Below are 19028 nucleotides of genomic sequence, written 5' to 3' on the forward strand. Positions count from 1 at the left end.
GATGCCGCCGTTGGGGTGCCGTTCCCCAGGCGTATTGGTCGAGGCGTCCGGACCGGGCAGTTTTGCTGGAGAGTCGGCCGCCCCAGGCAGACAGGAACGAAAGGAATGTCATGGCCTTCGACCCCACCAACGCTGGCGAGCGAGTGTCCGGACCTGTGAGTGCTGTGAGCAACAGCGAAGGTGTCAGCGGATTCACGGCCTCGTCGGTGAAGCTGGCACAGGATGTCTTGACTGGCGGTGAGGGTGGAGCGATCACGCTCCCCATGCTGGAAGGCGCCCAGAAGGTCATTGACTCCAGCGGCCAGAGGTAGCCTCTGGCAGCCAGGTCGAGGCTGGGCGGCATGAGCGCGCTCCGGGCGACCTCGCGTGTTGATCCGGCGCCGACCCGGCCCGCGTCGGGTCAGCGCCGGGTTCGTCCGGAGCGCGCTCCTCTGGGCGGACGAGGCGGCGTCGCAGAAAGCCGACCATGATCGTTCTCAGCGCCAACGGCTGTACCGATGTTCCTACTGACGCCAATTGCATCGGATGCGAATACGCGACACCCGTCCTGAAGGCGAGTCCAGGCCCACGCAGAAGCGCGCCCCCGGGTCGCATCTGATGCGAAATTCTCGCGTCAGATGCGACAGACGGAGAGTGATGGCGGATGGGTGGGGACGGCCTCGTTCCAGGGTCTGCTCGGCTGCACCTGATCGTCGGCTTGCCGCTGCTGCGGCCGGACGAGCAGGTCTTCGAGGCGATGATCAAGGGCTGGCGCAACCAACAACTCGCCCGGAACCTCTCGCCGGGATACGTCAACGACCAGGAACGCACGGTCCGGGCCTTCACCCGGCACGCCGATGCGATGCCGTGGCAGTGGACGCGACAGCACGTCGACGAATGGTCGGCCGATCTGCGGGCCGTGCACGGCTGCGTCCGCTCCACTACCAGGGCGCGGTACGGCAGTTCTGCGACTTTTTGACCAACCCGCCCTACGGCTGGGGTGGGGAGTGCCTAGGGCACTTCGGGACCCACCCCGTCCAGGTGGTCCACGACTGGAACGCCGCGACGCACGCCGACGAGGCTGAGGGCGAGCCGGAACGCCGGGCCTTCACCAGACCCGAGCTGGAAGCGTTCTTCGACCACGCTGACGAGGAGGTCCTGCGTGTTCGCGGCAAGGGCCGCAAGGGCTGGCTGCCGGCCTTCCGGGACGCCGCTTGTTCAAGACCGCGTACGCCTACGGCCTGCGCCGCACCGAGACCCGGATGCTGGATCTCACCGACTTCGGCCGCAATCCGGAGGGCCGGGAGTTCGGCGAGTACGGCACTCTGCTGGTCCGCTACGGCAAGGCCAAGAAGGGCTCGCCGCCGAAGCGTCGCAGCGTGCTGACCGTCTGGCACTGGACACCCGGCACGATCGATGCATGGATCAGCGAGGTGCGGCCCGGGATGCGGCATTCGACCAGTCGGGCTCTCTGGCCGTCCGAGCGAGGCCCTCGGCTCAGTGTCCAGCGGCGGGACTCCCGGTTCGCCGCCTACCGAGACGCCGTCGGTCTGGACTCCGCGCTGGAGTTCCACTCGTTGCGCAGGTCCTACATCACCCACCTGATCGAGGACGGCCACGACCCGCTGTTCGTCCAGCAGCAGGTCGGCCATGACCACGCTTCGACCACCGCGATTTACACCTGCGTCTCCTCCGACTTCCGCACCCGCTCCCTGCGCCGCGTCCTGGACGCCACCATCTAGGCCGCTCTGCGGCCGGGAAGGACCTCCTGATGCCACGCCAGATCAGCTACCGGTGGCGCCTGCGCGAACTGATGGCCGCCCGCGGCATGTTAACCGTCGCCGTACTCATGCCGCACCTGACCGAACGCGGCATCACACTGTCCTCCTCCCAGGTCCACCGCCTGGTCTCCGGCACCCCGGAACGACTGTCCCTGCCGGTGCTGGCCCCCCTCTGCGACATCCTCGACTGCACGCCCGCCGACCTGATCGCTACCTCGGCCCAGAACCTCCCAGCCCGACGCGCCGCCGGCGAGGAGGCGCCGATCAATCTGGCCGCCCGGCGGCCCACACGGGTCCGCCTGACACCTGAGGGATGAGCAGTGACACCGGAGGAGTACGAGCGGTGGCACGTCCGGACCTGCGCACGCTGCGGCCGGCGGGCAGCGAAGTCCGCCGAGTGGTCAGACGGTCCGATCTGCCGGACCTGCTACGAACGCGCGATGCGCGTCCGCGGCCGCTGCCCCGGCTGCCGAACTGACCGACTGTTGCCGGGCAGAAACGACGCTGGTGCACCGGCCTGCGGCGACTGCGCGGGCATCACCCGCGACTTCTTCTGCGACCGCTGCGGCTTCGAAGGGCTCTTGCTCGGCAGGTGCCTCTGCGAACGCTGCACCCTCGCCGACACCCGTCGTCGTCGTACCCACCGGAGAGGCCCAGCAGGTCGACCGGGAGACCCGGGCCCTCCTGGCAGGCCGGACCGAGGCAGCGGACGGCGGGCGTTCGGGCTGAGAACCGCGACCCGCCCGGACCAGCGGGGGCGGCCCTGCGCGCGGGTCGGGCCCGGAGGAGAACGGCCGCGTTCCGCGCTCTTCAGTCCCCGTCGAGCAGCCGGCGTACGGCCTCCTCCACCGGCCCCTGCGTCGCGGGGTGGCCGAACGCTGCGCTCTCTCCCAGGCGGCCCAGCTCGTCGGCGATCGTCCTGCCCTCCTGGTACAGCTCGATGAGGCGCGCGTTGATGTAGGAGGCGCGGCACACCGCCGGGGTGTTGCTCAGGTAGTGGCTGACCTCCTTCACCACCCGGGCGACGGCCAGTTTGCGGGCGGTCGGCGACCCGTGGCCCGCCGGAGTGGAGACGGCGAGTCCGACCGCGGCCAGGACGGTGGCGTGCCAGGTGCGGAAGTCCTTCGCGGTGACGTCCATCCCGGCGAACTCCTTCAGCCGCACGTTCAGGTCCGTGCTGGTGAGCCCGTGCCACCGGCGCTCGTGCCAGAACTCGAAGAGCTGCCCCTCGCTCCGCCGCCTGCGGAGCAGCGCCCGAACGGCCTCGTGGGCGGGCGGGTCCACCAGCGCCCGCACCTGCCGCACGGCTGCTTTGCCCGGGTAGGAGAAGGAGATCTCGCCACCGCGGCAGACCACGTGCTCCCGGCGCATCGTGGTGAGCCCGTACGTCTGGTTGTCGCGGGCGTAGGCGCGTGTGCCGATACGGAAGAAGCTGAGGTCGAGCAGCCGTACCGCGCACGCCGACACCCGCTCCCGCGAAAGGCCGCGCATGGCGAGATCCGCCGCCGTGCGCTCCCGCAGCAGCGGCAGGGCGGCGGCGAACTCCCGTACGTGTTCCTGCTTCGCCAGCTCCTGCCGCGCCCGGAACTCCTCGTGGTAGAGGTACTGGCGGCGGCGGGCCGTGTCCGTGCCGAGCGCCTGGCCATGGCCGTTGGGCCAGGGGCAGATCCATACGCCGGTCAGGCGGGCGGGATGGCCGGCGCGCGCACCCGCTCCAGCTGCGCCGGGTCGGTGAGGGGAGCACCGGCCGTGTCCAGGTACCGGAAGCCCGGCTGCGGCGCTCCCGCCGCAGCCCCGGCGCCTGGAGGCCCACCATGCGCAGTCGCATCGTCAGCGCCTGCCCGCCGGGGAGGCACGGTCCACCGGGGCGGCTACTTCTCCGGGTCGTGGCCCCAGTTCATCAGTGAGTAGCGCCAGCGGGTGTCGCTGACGTCGCCCTCGGGGCGCTGCCCCAGGTGGCGCCGCACATAGCCGGTGACCTTGCGCATGTGCGCGAGGTCGGCGTCGCCGAGTTCTTCCTCGCGGGTCCGCAGCAGCTTCACGATCCGCCGCCCGGAGGCGTGGCCGGTGGACTCCCCGCCGCCGTCCTTCTGCCCCACCTCGCGGGACTGCCCGGTGCCGAGCCACTTCTCCAGCTCGCCCGCGGTCATGTTGACGGCCTCGCCGAAAGCGTCGAGCGTGCCCCGGCGGTCCTCGTCGCTCCCGCCGCTCATGACCCGCCGCTCTTCTTCCGGTCCAGAGATTCCGGCCGGTGGACGGCCCGCTTGCCCGTCCGCTCGCTCTCCACCTCGTACTGCGGCTCGTCCTTGGAGGCGTCCACCGTCCGGCCGGCCGCCTCGGTCCGCTTCTCGATCTTCCGGGTGACGGACCCCTCGACGTCCTGCCCGTGGCTCCGCCAGGTGACGTCGTCGCCCTTGGAGAGCTTCTTCCCCTTCTTGGCCATGGTGAGATTCCTTCCGCTCGCCGGCCGGCGCCGTTGCCGGGCCGCCGGGTGCGTCACTTGTTGTCGTCGGCGCTGTCGTGCTTCCCGGCCCCGGGCCGGTCGGCGCGGTGCCGGCTGCCGGGCAGCATCTCCTGCACCTTCGCCTTGAGACCCTGCTTGATCATTGAACCGCGATCGCTGTCACCTTGCAGAACGGCGGAGGCCGCCGCCGCGATCTGGTCCAGTGAGGCGTGCGGCGGGATCGGCGGAACGGCCGGGTCGGTCCGGAAGTCGATCACGAAGGGACGGTCGGCGGCGAGCGCCCTGTCCCACGCGGCTTCGACGTGCTTGGGCTTCTCCACCCGTACGCCGTCCAGCCCCATGTGCTTGGCGATCTCCGCGTAGGGCAGGTCCGGGAGGTGCTGGGACTCCTCGAACTGCGGGGCTCCGGACATGGCCCGCATCTCCCAGGTGACCTGGTTGAGGTCGCCGTTGTTCAGCACGGCGACGATCAGCCGGGGATCGGACCACTCGTGGTGGTACTTGGCCGCGGTCACCATCTCCATCATCCCGTTCATCTGCATGGCGCCGTCGCCGACCAGGGCGATGGCGGGCCGGTCGGGGTGGGCGAACTTGGCGCCGATGGCGTACGGGACACCGGGTCCCATCGTCGCCAGGGTGCCGGACAGCGAGCCGCGCATCCGGCCGCGCAGACGCAGGTGACGCGCGTACCAGTTGGCCGCCGAACCGGAGTCCGCGGTGAGGATGACGTCGTCGGGCAGCTTGCCGTCCAGGGCGTGGACCACGTACTCCGGGTTGATCGGGTCGGCGTCCACGGCGGCGCGGCGCTGCATGACCTCCCACCAGCGCGTCACGTTCTCCTCGACCTCGTTCCGCCAGCCGCGGCTCTCCTTGCGGTGCAGGCGCGGCAGCAGCCGCTGCAAGGTCTCGCGCGCGTCGCCCACGAGGTTCACCTCGAAGGGGTAGCGCAGACCGATCATGTGCGGGTCGATGTCGATCTGGACCGCCCGCGCCTGGTGCAACTCCGGCAGGAACTGCGAGTACGGGAAGCTGGAACCGATCACCAGCAGGGTGTCGCACCGCTGCATCAGGTCGTACGAGGGGCGGGTGCCCAGCAGCCCGATGGAGCCGGTCACATACGGCAGGTCGTCGGGGAGGGAGTCCTTGCCCAGCAGGGCCTTCGCCACCCCGGCGCCGAGCACGTCCGCCAGGCGCTCCACCTCGTCCCGGGCGCCGCGGGACCCCTGCCCGATCAGGACGGCGACCTTCTCCCCGGCGTTCAGCATGTCGGCGGCGCGCTGGAGGTCCTCGTCGCCGGGCACCGGGGCGTAGCGGCTCAGGCCCAGGCTGGAGGGGACCATCTTGAACGCGTGCGTCGGCGGGGTGTAGTCCAGCTCCTGGACGTCGGCGGTCAGGATGACCGCGGTGACGGTGCGCTTGGCGTACGCGGTGCGCATCGCCCGGTCGATCAGGTTCGGCAGCTGCTCCGGCACCGTCGCCGTCTCGCAGAAGTCCGAGGCGACGTCCTTGAAGAGGTTCTGCAGGTCCACTTCCTGCTGGTACGAGCCGCCCATGGCGCTGCGGTTGGTCTGTCCCACCAGCGCCACCACGGGCACGTGGTCCAGCTTGGCGTCGTACAGGCCGTTGACCAGGTGGATCGCGCCCGGCCCCGACGTGGCCGCGCATACCCCCACCCGGCCGGAGAACTTGGCGTACCCCACGGCCTGGAAGGCGGCGGCCATCTCCTCGTGGCGCGCCTGGATGAACTTCGGCTTGTTCCCGGCCCGTCCCCAGGCCGCCAGGAGGCCGTTGATGCCGTCGCCGGCGTAGGCGAAGACGTGGTCCACGTCCCACTCACGCAGCCGCTGGAGGATGTAGTCGGACACCTTCGTGCTGGCCATGAAATCTCCGACCCTGTCCTGCTCGCTCTTCTTCCGTGCTCCCCAGCTCCCGGCTGGTGTCAGCCCAGGGACGTAAGGAGGTCCTCGCACACCAGCTCGCAGCGTCGGCACACCTCGGCGCAGATCCGGCAGTGGTCGTGCGTGCCGGCGTGGGCCGCGCACTCGTCGGCACAGGCCCGGCAGGCGGCGGCGCAGGCTCGCAGGAGCGCCCGGGTGACGTCGGCGTCGTACGCCGTGCGCCGCGAGAGGACGGCGGCGGTCGTCCGGCAGATGTCGGCGCAGTCCATGTCGGTACGGATGCACCGGGCGAGGCCGGCGACCATCTCCTCCGACAGACAGGCGTCCGCGCACGCTGTACATGTCTGGGCGCAGGCGAGGCATTCCTCGATACAGCGGGCGAGCTTCTCGCGGTCCACACCGCCCAAGCCGGCGGATGGGTGTCGAGCATGGCCTTGAGCGCGGTCGTCATGAGCATCTCCAGTAGCGTCTCGTCGGGCTCAGGTGGGGCTTGGTCGCGCAGTCCCGTACGAGTACACCGATTGGCGGCTACGAAACACGGGCGCTCCGGAGATGGCCGGTAGTGCCCGAGATGGGCGTTACGCCCCGGGGCCGAGGGGTACCCCTGTGCGAGCAAGGCGACCATCACCCATGCGGAACGGGGCTCACATGCAGGTGGGATACAAGCTGGCGGCCGAGGCGTTCGGCCCGGCGGAGCTGGTCAGGCAGGCCGTCCTCGCCGAACAGGCCGGATTCGACTTCGTGGAGACCAGCGATCACTACCACCCCTGGCTCGACAACCAGGGACATTCACCGTTCGCCTGGACCGTGCTGGGAAGCATCGCCGCCAAGACCTCGCGGATCGGGCTGGCGACCGGCGTGACGTGCCCCACCCCCACCGTGCGCTACCACCCCGCCGTCATCGCCCAGGCGGCCGCGACCCTCGCCCTGCTGTCGGAGGGCCGGTTCTCCTGGGCGTCGGCTCGGGGGAGCGGCTCAACGAGCACGTCGTCGGCGCCGGTTTCCCCGACGCGGTCAGCACCCGGCACGACATGCTCAAGGAAGCGCTGGAGCTCATCCGGCTGCTGTGGAGCGGCGGCTACCGGTCGTACGAGGGGAAGTACCTGCAACTGCGGGACGCCCGGGTCTTCGACCTCCCCGAGGAGCTGCCCGTGATCGCGGTGGCCGCCAGCGGCCGGGCGTCGACACGCATCGCCGCCGAACTGGGCGACGGGCTCTTCGCCACGGAGGACAAGCCGGAGATCGTCCGGCACTACCGTGACGCCGGGGGCACCGGCCCGTGCTACGCCGAGGTCCCGATGGTTTGGGCCCCTGACGCGCACACCGCCGCACAGGCCACCCTGGAGACTTCGCGCTGGGCGCTGACCGGGTGGAAGGTGATGAGCGAGCTGCCCAACCCGGTCAACTTCGACGCCGCGACCACCACCGTGCGCGAGGAGGACATCCTGGAGAAGTTCGCCTGCGGTCCGGACCCCGCTCGGTACGTCGAGGTGGCGCAGCAGTTCGTCGACGCGGGCTTCGGCGGGGTCGTCATGCAGAACGCCGGGCCCGACCCCGACGGCTTCGTCGACTTCTACCAGCGCGAACTCGACGGGCGCATCCGGCAGCTCAAGCCGAACAGCGGGTGAACCTTGGCGCGGCATCGCCGACGCCCGGCCTCCCCGGTGCTCAGCCGGTGCCGTCGCGCTCGCCCGATCCCGGCTTCGCCACCGTGCGGTGGGCCTGGGCCTTGGCGCTGTCGGGCAGCACCTTGGCGGCCAGCCCCTGCGCCTTGATCCTGACTGCCTGACGCTGTCTGGGATCTAGGAATCCGGAGATGTCGATCATGCTCCGCCTGCGGGATGGATGGACCGTTTTCCCTGCTCAGAGGATCCATGTGACGTGCGGTTTTCGGGCTGTGGGTCCTTCACTGACGTGGTGACCGTTAGGCGAATAGGCGAACGCTTCGTTCGTGCCCTGTGGTGTTGGTGAGGCTGCGGTGGCTGATGCGTCGATGGGCATTCACTCGTTCGTGGTGGTCGGGCCTTGACCCAAGGCCGGGTAGTTAACGTTTTCGCAGGTCGTGCAAGGGGTGTTGGGGTCCATGTCGTGGCGGCGTAGAGGCCACGGCCGAGTTTGTGGATGAGGCCGGTCTCGGCCCGTCTGGAGAGCTGCCGATACATGGTCTCCCTAGTGATGTCACCGAAGTGGGAAACGATGTCACGGGGGTGCCAGAGACGGGTGAGCAGGCCAAGGATCCGGCGGCGGTCGGCGAGGGCGGTGTTCCGGTCGTCGCGGGAGATGGCGGGGAGTTGAGGGTGCGGTTCGCAAGGTTCGAGGACGTGGATGTCGAGACGGGTGATGGTGCGGCTGGTGTCGGGCCTGCCGTCGTCATGGCGGGTGCTGTAACGGGACATTGGCGACTTGACCTTGCGGGTGCTGACGCGTTGCCGCCGGGGCGGCAGGAGACGGGCCAGGATCCGGTGCCCGATCAGCCCGAGGCGGCCGGCATCGGTGGGGTCGGTGATGACGGCGGCGGCCTGGACGACCTGGTCGCGGGCGGTCTGGAGGGCGACGGTGAAGCAGCAGCAGCAGCGGTCCGGGTCGGTGCCAGGCAGCGACTCGGCGGCCTCGACCATCATGGTGCGTAGGGCCTGGTAGAGGGTGAGCAGGGCCCACATCTCCTGGTTGATGCCGGCGGGGTCACCTGAGCGCAGGACGCGCCCGTTCATGATTGTGTGGCGGAGCGCGTAGTACGCAGATTCGTGTTCCCACCGCTGGTGGTAGAGACCTGCCAGCACGGAGGCCGGGTAGCGGCGGGCGTCGGTCAGGGTGGTGACCAGCCGGTAGGTGCCGGTGAAGACGGTGCCGTCCGCGCAGGTCACCGTGATGGTTGCGTCGATGATGCGGACTCTTTCCGTGCCGATCACCGACAGGTAGGAGCCGTCACCAAGACGCGTCAGGACCGGAGTACGGCGGTTGGCGCGGAGCCGGCCCAGCACCTGAGCGCCGGTCGCGTTCACGGCGGCGAGGAAGCCGTTGCCGTCGAAGCCCTTGTCCCGCAGGACCAGCATGTCCGGCCGGAGCAGATGCAGCAGCCGTGAGGCGTAACCGGTCTCGCCGACGGCCGGCGGACCGAAGACCGCACCGATGAGTGCCCTGGTCCCCGTCTCGATCAGCGTCATCAACTCGATGGTCGGATAGCCGTGGTGAGACGTCCGTCCGAGCCACAAGCGGTTCCGCTCGGAGTCGGCGACCTTCTGTGAACTGCACCCGTCGAATGACACCGTCCGGAACGGACCGAATCGGACCCCTGGTGTCGTTGGCCGGGCCAGCGGCCCGGCCAGCACCTCGAACAGGGCCTGCACCGGTGCGACTCCGGGTCGGCGGCGCACATCACGCAGGGCCTTCGGCGTCGGTCCGGCCACCGTGATCCCGTGGAGTCCCGCCGTCAGCTTGTCCCAGACCAGGCGGTAGCCGACCTCGGGGAACAGGCACATCGCGAGCAGGAAATACACTCCGACCCGCGACGGAAGATCACGCAGTCGTCGCTGCACCGACCGCGTCTCTTCCAGGACCGCGTCGACCAGTTCGAACGGCACGACGGCTGTCAGCTCGCCCAGATGCCCCGGCGCGAACCGGCCCGCCGCAACGGTGACCGAACGGGTGATGGTCACTACCGGGGCGTACAGGACATGATGAAACGGCAACGGAGCTCCTCACGTACAAGCTGTCTTGGTCGACTGCCTGTACCAACGAGCTCCGTTGCTCTTTACCGCGAACATCCTCAACTCACCTGCGCGACCAGCCAAAACGTTAACTACCCGGCCTTGGGTCAAGGCCCAAGGCCGGGGTGTTTGACGGTTCTGCCAACGTCGTACAGTTCAAGCGCCTCGCCGTGCGCTGGGAACGTCGCACCGAACTCCACGACGTCTTCGTCTCCCTGGACTACGGCCTCATCTGCTGGCGACGACTCCAGAAGCATCGATAGATGATCGTGTTACGAGCCCTTGAGGGCAAGTCTGAAATATCGTTTCACCTCCGGCACCCCAAGGCGGCGGTCGAATTGCCGATTGTATGAACATCTTGGATCGGGTTCTCCGGGCAGGTGAGCGGGTCAAGTAGATTCCAGCGGCGCGGGCCAAACTTCGATCCGTTCGCCGCAGCAGACGAGGAGAAGGAGAATCTCTTGAAGAAGACCTGCATGCGCTGGCTTGCCACTGTGGCGTGCCTGATGCTTCCTCTGGAACGGCCTATGCCCAGTCGGATGCCGTGGCGAAGCCGAAGAAGTGGTACTCGACCGCTACGTGCGGTGTGGAGAAGATCGGTTCCGGAGACCACGGGAACAAGCAGCTCACCGGAAGTGGCGGCGGAAAGAGCAAGAGCGAGGCGGAGAAGGCCGCCCAGCGTGACGTCCAGGGCCAGATCGGCAGCAAGTACGGAAAGGGGTTTCGGGTGCATCACTGCACTTTTCGTTCTGCGCGAAAATAGCAGTGTCGCATGCCCGTTCAGAGCATGAACAACAGGACGAGGAAGAAGCTTCCAAAGCGTCTCTGCTGGGCTGCATCCGAAGGTCGGGTGGGTGAACTCAAGCGAATGCTTGAAAAGGGTGCAAACCCTGGCTCTCGTTTCGAAGGAGTTTCAGCCCTATACTTGGCCGCTGCGCGAGGTGAAATCCGTTGTGCAGCACTACTGCTCGGTGCAGGAGCCTCGCCGAACGAAGAATCCCGAGGGTGGCGTAGTGGCCTACCCCTAGCCGCAGCTGCAACGCACGCAGACGCCGATATGGTCAGGCTCCTGCTTGACCATGGTGCTGACCCCCTCCTCAAGGAGACTGGCGGCGCCTCGGCTCTCGAATGGGCTCAAGGTTGGGATGAGAACGTCGAGGCGCATCGGGAGGTCGAGGAGATGCTTGAAGCCGCGTCTCGAAGCGGTCCGATCGTGAAAGATTGAAGGGCTACCCTCATGCCCGCATTGGGCCTTTGCGCAACGTCAAAGGCCCAACGCGCTCTGAGCGCGTTCTCTTTCTTCCGGCTTCGAACGGTGTCTCGTACTGAGTCGCTCACCTGGGGATTCGCCGGACACGAGGGCGGCCTCCGTCTGATCCTGTGCTCCGACCAAGGTGCACATGACCACGACGAAGGCCGTGAGGGCGAGTCAGCTGCTAACGAGTTGGTGCGTGATAGCGGGTGGGTCGTGTTTGTGCTGCTGAGCGACTCTCTTCAGGCGGCGGCGGTGCGGTCGGACACGAGGCTGGCGATCGCTCGGTAGGTGTCGGGGAGGCGGTCGCGGCGGTGGGTTCAGCGCTGGAGTTGTTTCCAGCGTTTGTGGTCGGCGAGGGCCTGTTCGACGGTGATCCGCTGCGAGGAGTGCTCGAGCCGCTGGCGTTCGTTGTGTTCGAGGAAGGGCAGGGTCGCGCCTGGTCGTAGCTTGCGGGGCTGGTCAGAGCTCTGCCCCGGTGGTCTTTGCTCAGTCCGAGGTAGCCGTCGTCGAGGAGGACCTGGACCAGGTCGAAGTGGTCGAAGCATCTGCCGATTCCGGCAGTGCGGGCGGCAGTGACGTCGTGCATGCGGCCCGGCCGCAGTGCATCCGTCCACAGAGTGCGGCCCTGGTGGTCCGCGATGACGGTCGCCTTCATCGTGTTCTGCTTCTTCTTGCCCGAGACGAACGCCCGCCGGCCGCCGCGGTCCGCGGCCGGACGGCGGACCTGAACCTCGGTGGCATCCAGACGCAGCCGGACGCCCTCGGCCTGGGCGTAGGCGAACACGTCCTCCAGCGTCCGCAGGCGCACACCAGGCCGGTCCGGGACAGCGAACCCCCGCCCCGCCAGGAGACCACGCACCTCACCCACCGCCCGGGTGACAGTGGAGCGGTCCACTCCGTACATCAAGGCCAGCACCGCGTGCGGCAGGTCATGGCGCAAGTGGATGAGCGTGGCCACCACCCGGTCCACGAACACCAGCCGATGACGGGCACCAGCCCCCGGCGCCCGCCTTCTCTCACCGCCCCGCACCCGGTGCCGACGGCCCCCGACCTCTGCCACCCATGGCAGTGCCAACTCCGCTGTCAGAGACGACAAATGAGTTCAAGAGATCCCCGTGAACAACGGATGTGCCAGAACTGAACGATCCACCGTGCCCTTCACCAGCAGAGCATGCCCACCCGCTATCACGCACCAACTCGTTAAACCAAGCACCGTCACGTCCACAACGACCGCAGCAGCGGCCGACAGACAGAGGGAGCGTCGGTACCCGAGTACTGCCTTTGCACCCCGGACGAGCGGACGCCCTTCTTGAGGAAACGGTGTCATCGACCACCAGAACGGCATCCCGGCCTCCGAGAGTCACGCACGTCGTCCAGGACCTCGTCGGCATCCCACTCGATCCGGTTCAGCAGCCGGTGGATGTGGTCGGGTCCCGCGTGCCCGGCTTCCTCCGCCAGCGTCCAGCCGTTCTTCGCTGCAGCGTCCCCCAAGCCCCGGCATGGATGCCAACGCCGGCGCGGGGCCGCGTCCCGTTGCCGGAGGCAGCAGGCAGGATGACGGTCATGACAGACGGAACAACCTGGCTTGCTACCCCTCAGTCCATCGCTTTCGGGGGCTACCACGTGGTACTAGCCCGCGGGCTGTTGCCGGAGGAACTCGCCGGCCGCCTGGCCGCGACCGTGCTGTACGGCACCGGGCACATCGCTGTGGCAGTCGGGGAGCACACCGGAGAGTCCCATCTGGAGCTCATGGACGACACCTACGGCGACCCCTTCGACGGCATCGGCCTGCGACTCGGACGTACCGGGGAATGGACGTACGCGGTCGCATACGGCGGTGGCGGCCGTCATCAGATCCTTGGCCGGTCTCGCGAGACGGTGCGCGTGTCTGCCTCCTGGAGTACGAGGAGGAGAACGGCAAGCCGGTCCCACCGCACGTCGAGTATTTCCACGACGGCCGCCTGCTGAGCGCCTGCAACCTGTACCTGGACGCCTCATGGGGCTACCAGGGGGTCGACGGCGACCCCGCGACGGCCCTCCGCCTGCAGGAACTGCTCACCGCTGCCGGCCTCCCGGACCGGGAGCGGGACGAAAGGGAGGTACACCGCACCGCGCTGGGCATCGTGGAGGGGTTCTTCGGGCTCTCACTGCCGCAGGACTCCATCGTGAGCGGCACTCTGCCAGCGGTCCTGCTGGAACCGGCGTAGTCCAGGGCCAGGTGGCAAGCCGCAATCCTGACAACCCCCTCTCGGCCAGCTGTCCCGCTGCCCCTGCGAAAAGGCGGTGCAGCCGGACAGGACGCCGCTCGGGCGACCGACCGGCTCTATGCGGTCAACCGGCCATGGCCGCCCCGACCAGCGCAGCAGCCGCACTGCAAGCGGCCACGCCAGCGGGCCGCGCCCGGTACGCCTGCGCAACAGCACCAGCCAGAGCGCACACGCCGCAACGTACACGACCGTCACACCGCTCATCTCGTCCTCCGGCCACGCCACCCGCACGGCGCCCGGGTCAGCACTCATACAATGAGCGCAACCAGACGTCGCGGTGCTGGCCCTGCTCCGGGATGAGTGGCGGGCGCTCGCTCGACCCCGGTCCTGGGACCTGCCGGTCGCAGGCCAGTGACTGAGCCGAGGATTCCTCGGTAGTCCGGTCTGTCTTGCGGTGGCGTGATGTTCGCTGTTCTGCTCTTTGGCTCCATCGTCTGGGGCCTACAGGTCTCTGCTGGTTCTCGGCGCGCCACCTCCGTCTTTCCGCAGGGGACTGCGCTCAGCCCAGAGGTGAAACTGATAACGATGGAGGGCAAGTTGATGCGGCAACCGCTGGCGAAGATCGCCCGTCAGGCCTTGGTTCCGGCACCACGGGAGCGACCGCCAACACGTGCCACGGCGCCGGTCCGGTCGTCGCGGACGTCTGGGCCGAGAACGGCCTCGGTTTCGTCCTGCTCGCCCACCGCAGGGACGACGGGCACTTCGCGGAGGAACTGTTCTACTCCCTGCGTTACCCCAGCGAGAGTGCCGGGACGACGGACTGGGCCGACTGCGACCACCTCAGCGGCGGGTTGCTGGGGGTCGACCCGCAGGATCCGCAGGCCCGGGTGGAGATACTTGCCGGCCGCGAAATGGCGATCGTCACCGAATCCGAATCCCTGGTGCACACCGGAAGGCTGCCCGAGGACGACGGTGACGAACTCGTGCGAACCGTGCAACTCCTCATCGCATCGGGGGCCACGGCCCTCGAAGTGGAGAACCTGACCAGGCACACCCGTCACTGCCGTCCTGTCCAGTTCCCGCTGGCCCTTCTCGTTCTCCTTCCCGGTGACCGGCTCCGGGTCCGCGCGGTGTCCGCCGCCGAAGCCGGGCACGAGACTGTCAGTGACCACATCGAGCTGCTGCACCCTTCCGGTCCGGCACTGGGCGGCGGCGATCCCGGCTCGTTTCTGGCGGGTGCGGGTTAGTCTCGGCGGCGCAGACTGACGTCTGTGTGATCAAGAACCGTGGGCGAGTTGCCGGCAACCGAGCGGCATCGCCGACCAGCGGAGTGCGGTGCCGACGGTCACCCAGACCATCAAGGGGCGGGTGACAGTGCACCTATGTCCTTGCGTCATGCGTGATGAGAGACTACTGGGATGCCCAAGAAGCGTCCCAGGACTGTGAGCTTTGCCGTGGTGCTGGAGTCTCTGGAGCCGGCGGAACCCGACGGCGGTCCGTTTGTCCTGTCTCCTGCGGGTGCGGGGGAGCTCGCCGACGCGGACGGATGCCGATGGAAGGTTCTCCGGGGCCCGTTGGATGTGCGACTGGCGAAGCGACTTGTCCACGGAGCCGATGTGATGATCATCGGTGAGGGTGCCGGTGACCGTCTGCGGTGCGTGCCCGTAGAGGAAAAGGGGGCAGCGTGGGCCGGTATCAAGGACCGTATCGGTAGCGAAGGCCTGCCGAGTTATCAGCCCTACCAGTTCATTTCTGCGGACGGCCGCCAGCTCCTCTACATCGAGCAGACATGCTGATCGCGACGCTGCGCTGATCGCCCTATCGGTCAGGTTGGTTCGCTCATTCCAGACGTCCGGACCTGTGGCGCGCGGCGCGCGGTGTCAGCGATGCCTAATACGACCACCGCATCCCGACCTGGGACAGCTGCTCCACCCGCTCCGGGGATAGCCCGGCGGCCCTGCTCCGCTGGTTGTTGATCCATGCTCCGAGGTGGTACTGGTCTGCCCGGCCGTTCTCGGTGAGCACGGTCTCGGTGTGTTTGCGGGGGACGTTGAGGTGTCCTTCGCGTGCGTAGTACTGTCGGGCGGCAGTCAGGTGGGCGGCCCATTTGTCGTCTTGTGTACGGGGCCGTGGCGGCTTTTCGTTCTCGGGTGCGGGTGTGATGCCGAGGATGTGTTCGCTCATCCATTGCTGCACGGTGGTGAGTTGGTCCCACCCATACCGCACCGTCTGTACCCACCGTCCGAGGTCTTCGCCCTGGCGCAGGATTTTGCCCGGCGTGGTGGGCAGCGCCTCACCCGCGTCCAGGTGCATCCGTACGAGGTGGAAGCGGCGTTGCCAGCTCACCGGCCAGGCGGGGCACCACGAGGGGTCGATGTCCTCCAGCTGCTCACGCCGTTCGTCCGGCATTGCCCCGGCCGACGACCCCACCGGCAGCCCTTCCGCGCGCCGCTGCTCGATCTCCTGCGCTTTCCTTGCTGCGGCCCGCGCGTTCTTCAGCCAGATGCCTACCTTCGCGCCTTGGAAGGTGGCGTCCGCGGGCGCCAGGAGGTGCCCGTGTTCGGCGGCCCACCCGCGTGCGGCGGACAGGCTCTTCTCCCACGCGATGTCGTAGTGGGACCAGATCATGCCGAGCTTCTCCAGCTGTGCGATGCGGTCCTCGTGCATGTCGTCGCGGGCGTAGAGGCGGCGGGCGTCGGCGGTCCACTGCCCGAGCGGGAACCCGGCGAGCGAGGCCGGCCATCCCGTACTTTCTGTTTCCTGGCCGCTGGTGGCGAGGGAGGCCGGCCACCCCGTGTCTTCCGCTTCCTGGTCGTCGACGCCCGGGACGCGGTATGTGAACGGCACGCGGAGGTTGCCGTGTTCGCGGGCGTAGAGGGCGGCTGCTTCCACGCCGCGCCGCCAGTGCTCGTGTTCGGGGTGGAGGACGCGCAGGTTGATGAACGCGGCGAGGGCGGCCGGGTCGCGCGGCGTGGAGAACTTCAGCAGTTCCCGGGCGGGCGCCGAGGGCCCCGACCCATCCCTCTCGCCTGGGCCCTCCTCACCCCCACTGCGGCTCTGAACGCCTCTCACGCGGCTCTGCGCCTGCTGTTCGGCCAGCTGCTCGACGACCCGCGCGTCGTGCGCCCGCAGCGCTTCCAGGAGTTTGGCGAGGCCGTTGTAGGCCCGTGAGGTGAGCATGTTGTCGGGTGTCTCGCCGGGCCCGAGCAGTACCGGTACGACCAGGCTTGCCATCTTGCCCTCGCCCGGCTGCATCCGCAGCGCCCGGCCCACGGCCTGGACCAGGTCCGGCATCGAGCCGCGCACGTCCGCCCAGTACACGGAGTCACAGTCCTTCGTGTCGACACCCTCGCCCAACACCTTCACCGAGCACAGATAGCACTTCTCCACCACGGTGCCGTCCGTGGCGATCCCGGCCGCGAACTCGCCCAGCAGACGCCGACGGTGGAGCGGCTTGTGATCCCCGCACAGCCAGTTGGCCCAGATCGTCGTGGGGTACAGCTCGGGATCATCCGCGTGCAGTTTCGCGGCGACGTCGGTGAGGCCGGCCGCGAAGGCTTCGGCTTCCTTGACCGTGTGGTGGAAGACGAGTGTGCGCCGGAAGCCCTCCTCCGCGGAGGCTTTCACCAAAGCCGCCTGCAGGGCGGCGAGCCGGGCCCCACGCACCTCTGCAGAGCGGCCTTCGGCGCCCAGGAGCTGCGCGGCCTGGAGGGCGGTGTCGGTGACGTCGACGCAGACGACTTGGTAGGGGGCGCAGATTCCTCGGTCGATGGCCTCCGAGAGGGTCAGGGTGAATGCCCTGCTGCCGAAGGGGCCCTGGGGGTCGTTGTCCATGCTTGCGACCAGCTCACCGGGTGCGCCGGCCTCGTCCTCGTCTCCGAGCTGCCAGAGCCGGGGGGTGGCGGTCATGTAGAGGCGGCGCAGGGAGGGGATCTTCTGGTTGTCGTGGACGACCGCCCACGGCTTGCCGATCCGGCCGGAAACCCGGTGGGCTTCGTCCACGACGATCAGGTCCCAAGCCGCCAAACCCGCAGCGTGCGCCCGCTCCAGCGTGCCGAGTCCGAGGCTGGCGTACGTGGCGTACACGGTGACCTTGTCCAGGCCCCGCGTCCACTCCACCAGCTCGTGCACGTCCGTGGTGTGGGGGAAGGACGCCTCTTCACCCCGCAGCGAGGACACCCCGATCATCGGCCCCCGGCGGCCTCCCTCACGCCACGCGGACTCGGTCTGCGCCAGGAGATCCAGCGAGGGCACGAGCACCAGCACACGGCCGGCGTGGAGCTCTTCGGCGCTGCGGACGGCGACGAGGCTTTTCCCGGACCCGGTTGCCATGATCACCTGGGTCCGGAGACCTCGCTCGGGCACGAGCGAGCCAGCAGGAAGTTCGAGAGCACGCAGCACGGCATCCACAGCTTCCCGCTGGTGGGCCCGTAGTTGCCTGACTGCCATGTCCGATCCGCCTTCTCCTACGACTGCGAGAGCTCCCGCACTCGGCCAGGAAGCGCGAATGCGTACGCAGACGTCACCTCGACGACTACAGGGATGCCCGGATCCCGCATTTCTGCCCCTGGACAGACCACCGGTCCGATCCGAGATGCCTGTCGCTCGAACCCTTGGGGCCGCCTCGCTCCAGAGTCTATCTGAATTAAAAAATGAAGCAGAGAGTTCATGACTCGACACGCACACCACGGGTACGCGGGTTACCGATACTGCTCCCCACCGTGTCGGAGACGCCATGAACGAGAAGACTGAAAACCCCCGGGGAAACCGGTTCTGCAAGGCGTGCGGGACACCCGCACAGGACGGGAAACTGTGCGAGCACTGCGGCAGTGTCCTGGGCCTGCCGGACAACGCGGGGCTGGTCGAGGACCAGGGTGTGGCAGCACGGAGGGTCTTCGAAGGAGACAGTGGGATGCGGCAGCACCCCTGACCGGAACGAAACCGGGCCGTGAGGCGCTTTCCCGGTCCCAGCAGCCGGGACCGGCAGACCCGCCCCTACGCGCCCGGTAGGCACAGCAGATCGCGGGTACACGGGCGGGCATGGCACCGAAGACCGAACACTCTCTGTCCCCGCGGGCCGTACGGCAGCTGCACCGGACCCGTGGTTTCTACCTGGCAGGAGCCCTGCTGTGGGCGGCCATCACGCTCTGGACGGGATGGTCCCACCCCGGGAGCCGCCAGATGTGGATCTCGCTGTTCCTGGTGGTGGTCTTCACCGGTCTGCTCACCGCTACCTCCTGGTGGCTGCACCGCCTCCAGACAGCCCCGTCACGCAGGCCGGCACACCATGGCGCACCCCGGCGGGCCATTACCTCCGGCCGCGTACACGCCTAACTCCACCCCCTGGGCCCGCTAGCCCAAGGGGATGGAGGCACAGCCGGAAGACCGCGTGCTGGGGGAGCGCAGCGGACCCGGCACAACCACCCCCCGCGCACCCGCTCGTTGCACCCTCGCACAACCCCCCTACCGCTGCTGCGCGTGCGTGGGTGTGCCACGCTCCGCGCGGCACACCCACGCACGCGCAGCGTGCCCAGTGGCTGGAGCGCAGCGCAAGCCACCGGGGCAGCCGAAGGCTGCCCCAAGCCCGCAACGCGGGCCACCCCCTCCAGTTGTCGGTACGCGCGCAGCGCGTACCGCAGGGCGAGGAGCGAAGCGAACCGCCTCCCGCTCACGCGAAGCGTGAGCAACCCGGGCGCGCAGCGCCCGGGTTCGCTGCTACGGGCGCAGCCCGTAGGCA

General features: G+C 68.5%; 18 protein-coding genes and 4 pseudogenes. 11 read left to right on the forward strand and 11 right to left on the reverse strand.

The features are described 5' to 3' along the window. Positions 1-110: 110 nt before the first annotated feature. The 3 genes and pseudogenes from ACQPZG_RS05225 (at position 111) to ACQPZG_RS05235 (ending at position 2077) form a co-directional block, all read left to right on the forward strand. The gene (locus tag ACQPZG_RS05225; protein ID WP_433544560.1) at positions 111-311 is read left to right on the forward strand and encodes a hypothetical protein; all 201 of its coding nucleotides are present in this window, start codon (positions 111-113) and stop codon (positions 309-311) included. 332 nt (positions 312-643) lie between these two features. Beyond that, positions 644-1721, forward strand: a pseudogene (locus ACQPZG_RS05230) (tyrosine-type recombinase/integrase). A gap of 29 nt (positions 1722-1750) precedes the next feature. Further along, on the forward strand, positions 1751-2077 hold the full coding sequence (locus ACQPZG_RS05235) for a helix-turn-helix domain-containing protein (RefSeq protein ID WP_433544561.1): 327 nt from the start codon (positions 1751-1753) through the stop codon (positions 2075-2077). A gap of 493 nt (positions 2078-2570) precedes the next feature. Here ACQPZG_RS05235 and ACQPZG_RS05240 read toward each other — a convergent pair whose 3' ends face one another. The 6 genes and pseudogenes from ACQPZG_RS05240 to ACQPZG_RS05265 form a co-directional block, all read right to left on the reverse strand. After that, the gene (locus ACQPZG_RS05240; protein WP_433544651.1) at positions 2571-3443 is read right to left on the reverse strand and encodes a DNA topoisomerase IB; all 873 of its coding nucleotides are present in this window, start codon (positions 3441-3443) and stop codon (positions 2571-2573) included. Then, positions 3440-3616, reverse strand: coding sequence for a hypothetical protein (locus tag ACQPZG_RS05245; protein ID WP_433544562.1), 177 nt, complete (start codon positions 3614-3616; stop codon positions 3440-3442). The genes ACQPZG_RS05240 and ACQPZG_RS05245 overlap by 4 nt, the downstream gene beginning before the upstream one ends. A 15-nt stretch (positions 3617-3631) precedes the next feature. Further along, positions 3632-3973: a DUF3140 domain-containing protein gene (locus tag ACQPZG_RS05250; RefSeq protein WP_032760945.1), complete on the reverse strand. Its 342-nt coding sequence runs from the start codon at positions 3971-3973 to the stop codon at positions 3632-3634. Beyond that, positions 3970-4203: a DUF2945 domain-containing protein gene (locus ACQPZG_RS05255; protein ID WP_032760949.1), complete on the reverse strand. Its 234-nt coding sequence runs from the start codon at positions 4201-4203 to the stop codon at positions 3970-3972. The genes ACQPZG_RS05250 and ACQPZG_RS05255 overlap by 4 nt, the downstream gene beginning before the upstream one ends. Before the next feature lie 53 nt (positions 4204-4256). Next, a complete protein-coding gene (locus ACQPZG_RS05260; protein WP_433544563.1) occupies positions 4257-6104 on the reverse strand; it encodes a thiamine pyrophosphate-requiring protein in 1848 nt (615 codons plus the stop codon). A gap of 59 nt (positions 6105-6163) precedes the next feature. Then, a pseudogene (locus ACQPZG_RS05265) lies at positions 6164-6573 on the reverse strand (four-helix bundle copper-binding protein). A 197-nt stretch (positions 6574-6770) separates the two neighbouring features. Here ACQPZG_RS05265 and ACQPZG_RS05270 point away from each other — a divergent pair. Continuing rightward, positions 6771-7750 (forward strand): annotated as a pseudogene (locus ACQPZG_RS05270) (TIGR03557 family F420-dependent LLM class oxidoreductase). A gap of 40 nt (positions 7751-7790) precedes the next feature. On the opposite strand, the gene ACQPZG_RS05275 reads toward ACQPZG_RS05270, so the two are convergent. Next, positions 7791-7949 carry a hypothetical protein gene (locus tag ACQPZG_RS05275; RefSeq protein WP_433544564.1) on the reverse strand — a complete coding sequence of 53 codons (159 nt, stop codon included), beginning with the start codon at positions 7947-7949 and terminating at the stop codon, positions 7791-7793. Continuing rightward, positions 7946-9778 carry an IS4 family transposase gene (locus ACQPZG_RS05280; RefSeq protein ID WP_433544565.1) on the reverse strand — a complete coding sequence of 611 codons (1833 nt, stop codon included), beginning with the start codon at positions 9776-9778 and terminating at the stop codon, positions 7946-7948. The genes ACQPZG_RS05275 and ACQPZG_RS05280 overlap by 4 nt, the downstream gene beginning before the upstream one ends. Positions 9779-9954: 176 nt before the next feature. On the opposite strand from ACQPZG_RS05280, the gene ACQPZG_RS05285 reads away from it, so the two are divergent. Together ACQPZG_RS05285 and ACQPZG_RS05290 are read left to right on the forward strand one after the other, a co-directional pair. Next, a complete protein-coding gene (locus ACQPZG_RS05285) occupies positions 9955-10092 on the forward strand; it encodes a hypothetical protein (protein ID WP_433544566.1) in 138 nt (45 codons plus the stop codon). A 524-nt stretch (positions 10093-10616) separates the two neighbouring features. Continuing rightward, the gene (locus ACQPZG_RS05290) at positions 10617-11054 is read left to right on the forward strand and encodes an ankyrin repeat domain-containing protein (RefSeq protein ID WP_433544652.1); all 438 of its coding nucleotides are present in this window, start codon (positions 10617-10619) and stop codon (positions 11052-11054) included. 211 nt (positions 11055-11265) lie between these two features. Here ACQPZG_RS05290 and ACQPZG_RS05295 read toward each other — a convergent pair whose 3' ends face one another. Together ACQPZG_RS05295 and ACQPZG_RS05300 are read right to left on the reverse strand one after the other, a co-directional pair. Further along, positions 11266-12042: a transposase family protein gene (locus tag ACQPZG_RS05295; RefSeq protein WP_433544567.1), complete on the reverse strand. Its 777-nt coding sequence runs from the start codon at positions 12040-12042 to the stop codon at positions 11266-11268. Between the two features lie 305 nt (positions 12043-12347). Then, positions 12348-12557: pseudogene (locus ACQPZG_RS05300) on the reverse strand (transposase); the annotation flags it as partial. A 338-nt stretch (positions 12558-12895) separates the two neighbouring features. Between ACQPZG_RS05300 and ACQPZG_RS05305 the strand changes: the two are divergent. From ACQPZG_RS05305 to ACQPZG_RS05315, 3 genes are all read left to right on the forward strand, one after another. After that, positions 12896-13291 (forward strand): hypothetical protein, encoded by a 396-nt coding sequence (locus ACQPZG_RS05305; RefSeq protein ID WP_433544568.1) that lies wholly within the window; start codon positions 12896-12898, stop codon positions 13289-13291. 887 nt (positions 13292-14178) lie between these two features. Then, complete coding sequence (locus ACQPZG_RS05310) at positions 14179-14538, forward strand: hypothetical protein (RefSeq protein ID WP_433544569.1); 360 nt, start codon at positions 14179-14181, stop codon at positions 14536-14538. Between the two features lie 171 nt (positions 14539-14709). Next, the gene (locus ACQPZG_RS05315; RefSeq protein ID WP_433544570.1) at positions 14710-15087 is read left to right on the forward strand and encodes a hypothetical protein; all 378 of its coding nucleotides are present in this window, start codon (positions 14710-14712) and stop codon (positions 15085-15087) included. Between the two features lie 94 nt (positions 15088-15181). On the opposite strand, the gene ACQPZG_RS05320 is transcribed toward ACQPZG_RS05315, so the two are convergent. Further along, positions 15182-17740, reverse strand: a complete 2559-nt coding sequence (locus ACQPZG_RS05320; RefSeq protein WP_433544571.1) for a Helicase associated domain protein — start codon at positions 17738-17740, stop codon at positions 15182-15184. Between the two features lie 286 nt (positions 17741-18026). Between ACQPZG_RS05320 and ACQPZG_RS05325 the strand changes: the two genes are divergently transcribed. Beyond that, positions 18027-18221 carry a double zinc ribbon domain-containing protein gene (locus tag ACQPZG_RS05325; protein ID WP_433543654.1) on the forward strand — a complete coding sequence of 65 codons (195 nt, stop codon included), beginning with the start codon at positions 18027-18029 and terminating at the stop codon, positions 18219-18221. 110 nt (positions 18222-18331) lie between these two features. Beyond that, positions 18332-18625 (forward strand): hypothetical protein, encoded by a 294-nt coding sequence (locus ACQPZG_RS05330; RefSeq protein ID WP_433543653.1) that lies wholly within the window; start codon positions 18332-18334, stop codon positions 18623-18625. Positions 18626-19028 lie beyond the last annotated feature (403 nt).

The sequence above is a fragment of the Streptomyces sp. CA-294286 genome (assembly GCF_050947155.1).
In the GTDB taxonomy this organism is placed as follows: Bacteria; Actinomycetota; Actinomycetes; order Streptomycetales; family Streptomycetaceae; genus Streptomyces.

Coding starts and splice junctions, on each gene's coding strand:
- ACQPZG_RS05225 (WP_433544560.1), top strand. CDS start 111: ATGGCCTTCGACCCCACCAACGCTGGCGAGCGAGTGTCCGGACCTGTG.
- ACQPZG_RS05235 (WP_433544561.1), top strand. CDS start 1,751: ATGCCACGCCAGATCAGCTACCGGTGGCGCCTGCGCGAACTGATGGCC.
- ACQPZG_RS05250 (WP_032760945.1), bottom strand. CDS start 3,973: ATGAGCGGCGGGAGCGACGAGGACCGCCGGGGCACGCTCGACGCTTTC.
- ACQPZG_RS05255 (WP_032760949.1), bottom strand. CDS start 4,203: ATGGCCAAGAAGGGGAAGAAGCTCTCCAAGGGCGACGACGTCACCTGG.
- ACQPZG_RS05260 (WP_433544563.1), bottom strand. CDS start 6,104: ATGGCCAGCACGAAGGTGTCCGACTACATCCTCCAGCGGCTGCGTGAG.
- ACQPZG_RS05275 (WP_433544564.1), bottom strand. CDS start 7,949: ATGATCGACATCTCCGGATTCCTAGATCCCAGACAGCGTCAGGCAGTC.
- ACQPZG_RS05290 (WP_433544652.1), top strand. CDS start 10,617: ATGAACAACAGGACGAGGAAGAAGCTTCCAAAGCGTCTCTGCTGGGCT.
- ACQPZG_RS05305 (WP_433544568.1), top strand. CDS start 12,896: ATGGACGTACGCGGTCGCATACGGCGGTGGCGGCCGTCATCAGATCCT.
- ACQPZG_RS05315 (WP_433544570.1), top strand. CDS start 14,710: ATGCCCAAGAAGCGTCCCAGGACTGTGAGCTTTGCCGTGGTGCTGGAG.
- ACQPZG_RS05320 (WP_433544571.1), bottom strand. CDS start 17,740: ATGGCAGTCAGGCAACTACGGGCCCACCAGCGGGAAGCTGTGGATGCC.
- ACQPZG_RS05325 (WP_433543654.1), top strand. CDS start 18,027: ATGAACGAGAAGACTGAAAACCCCCGGGGAAACCGGTTCTGCAAGGCG.
- ACQPZG_RS05330 (WP_433543653.1), top strand. CDS start 18,332: ATGGCACCGAAGACCGAACACTCTCTGTCCCCGCGGGCCGTACGGCAG.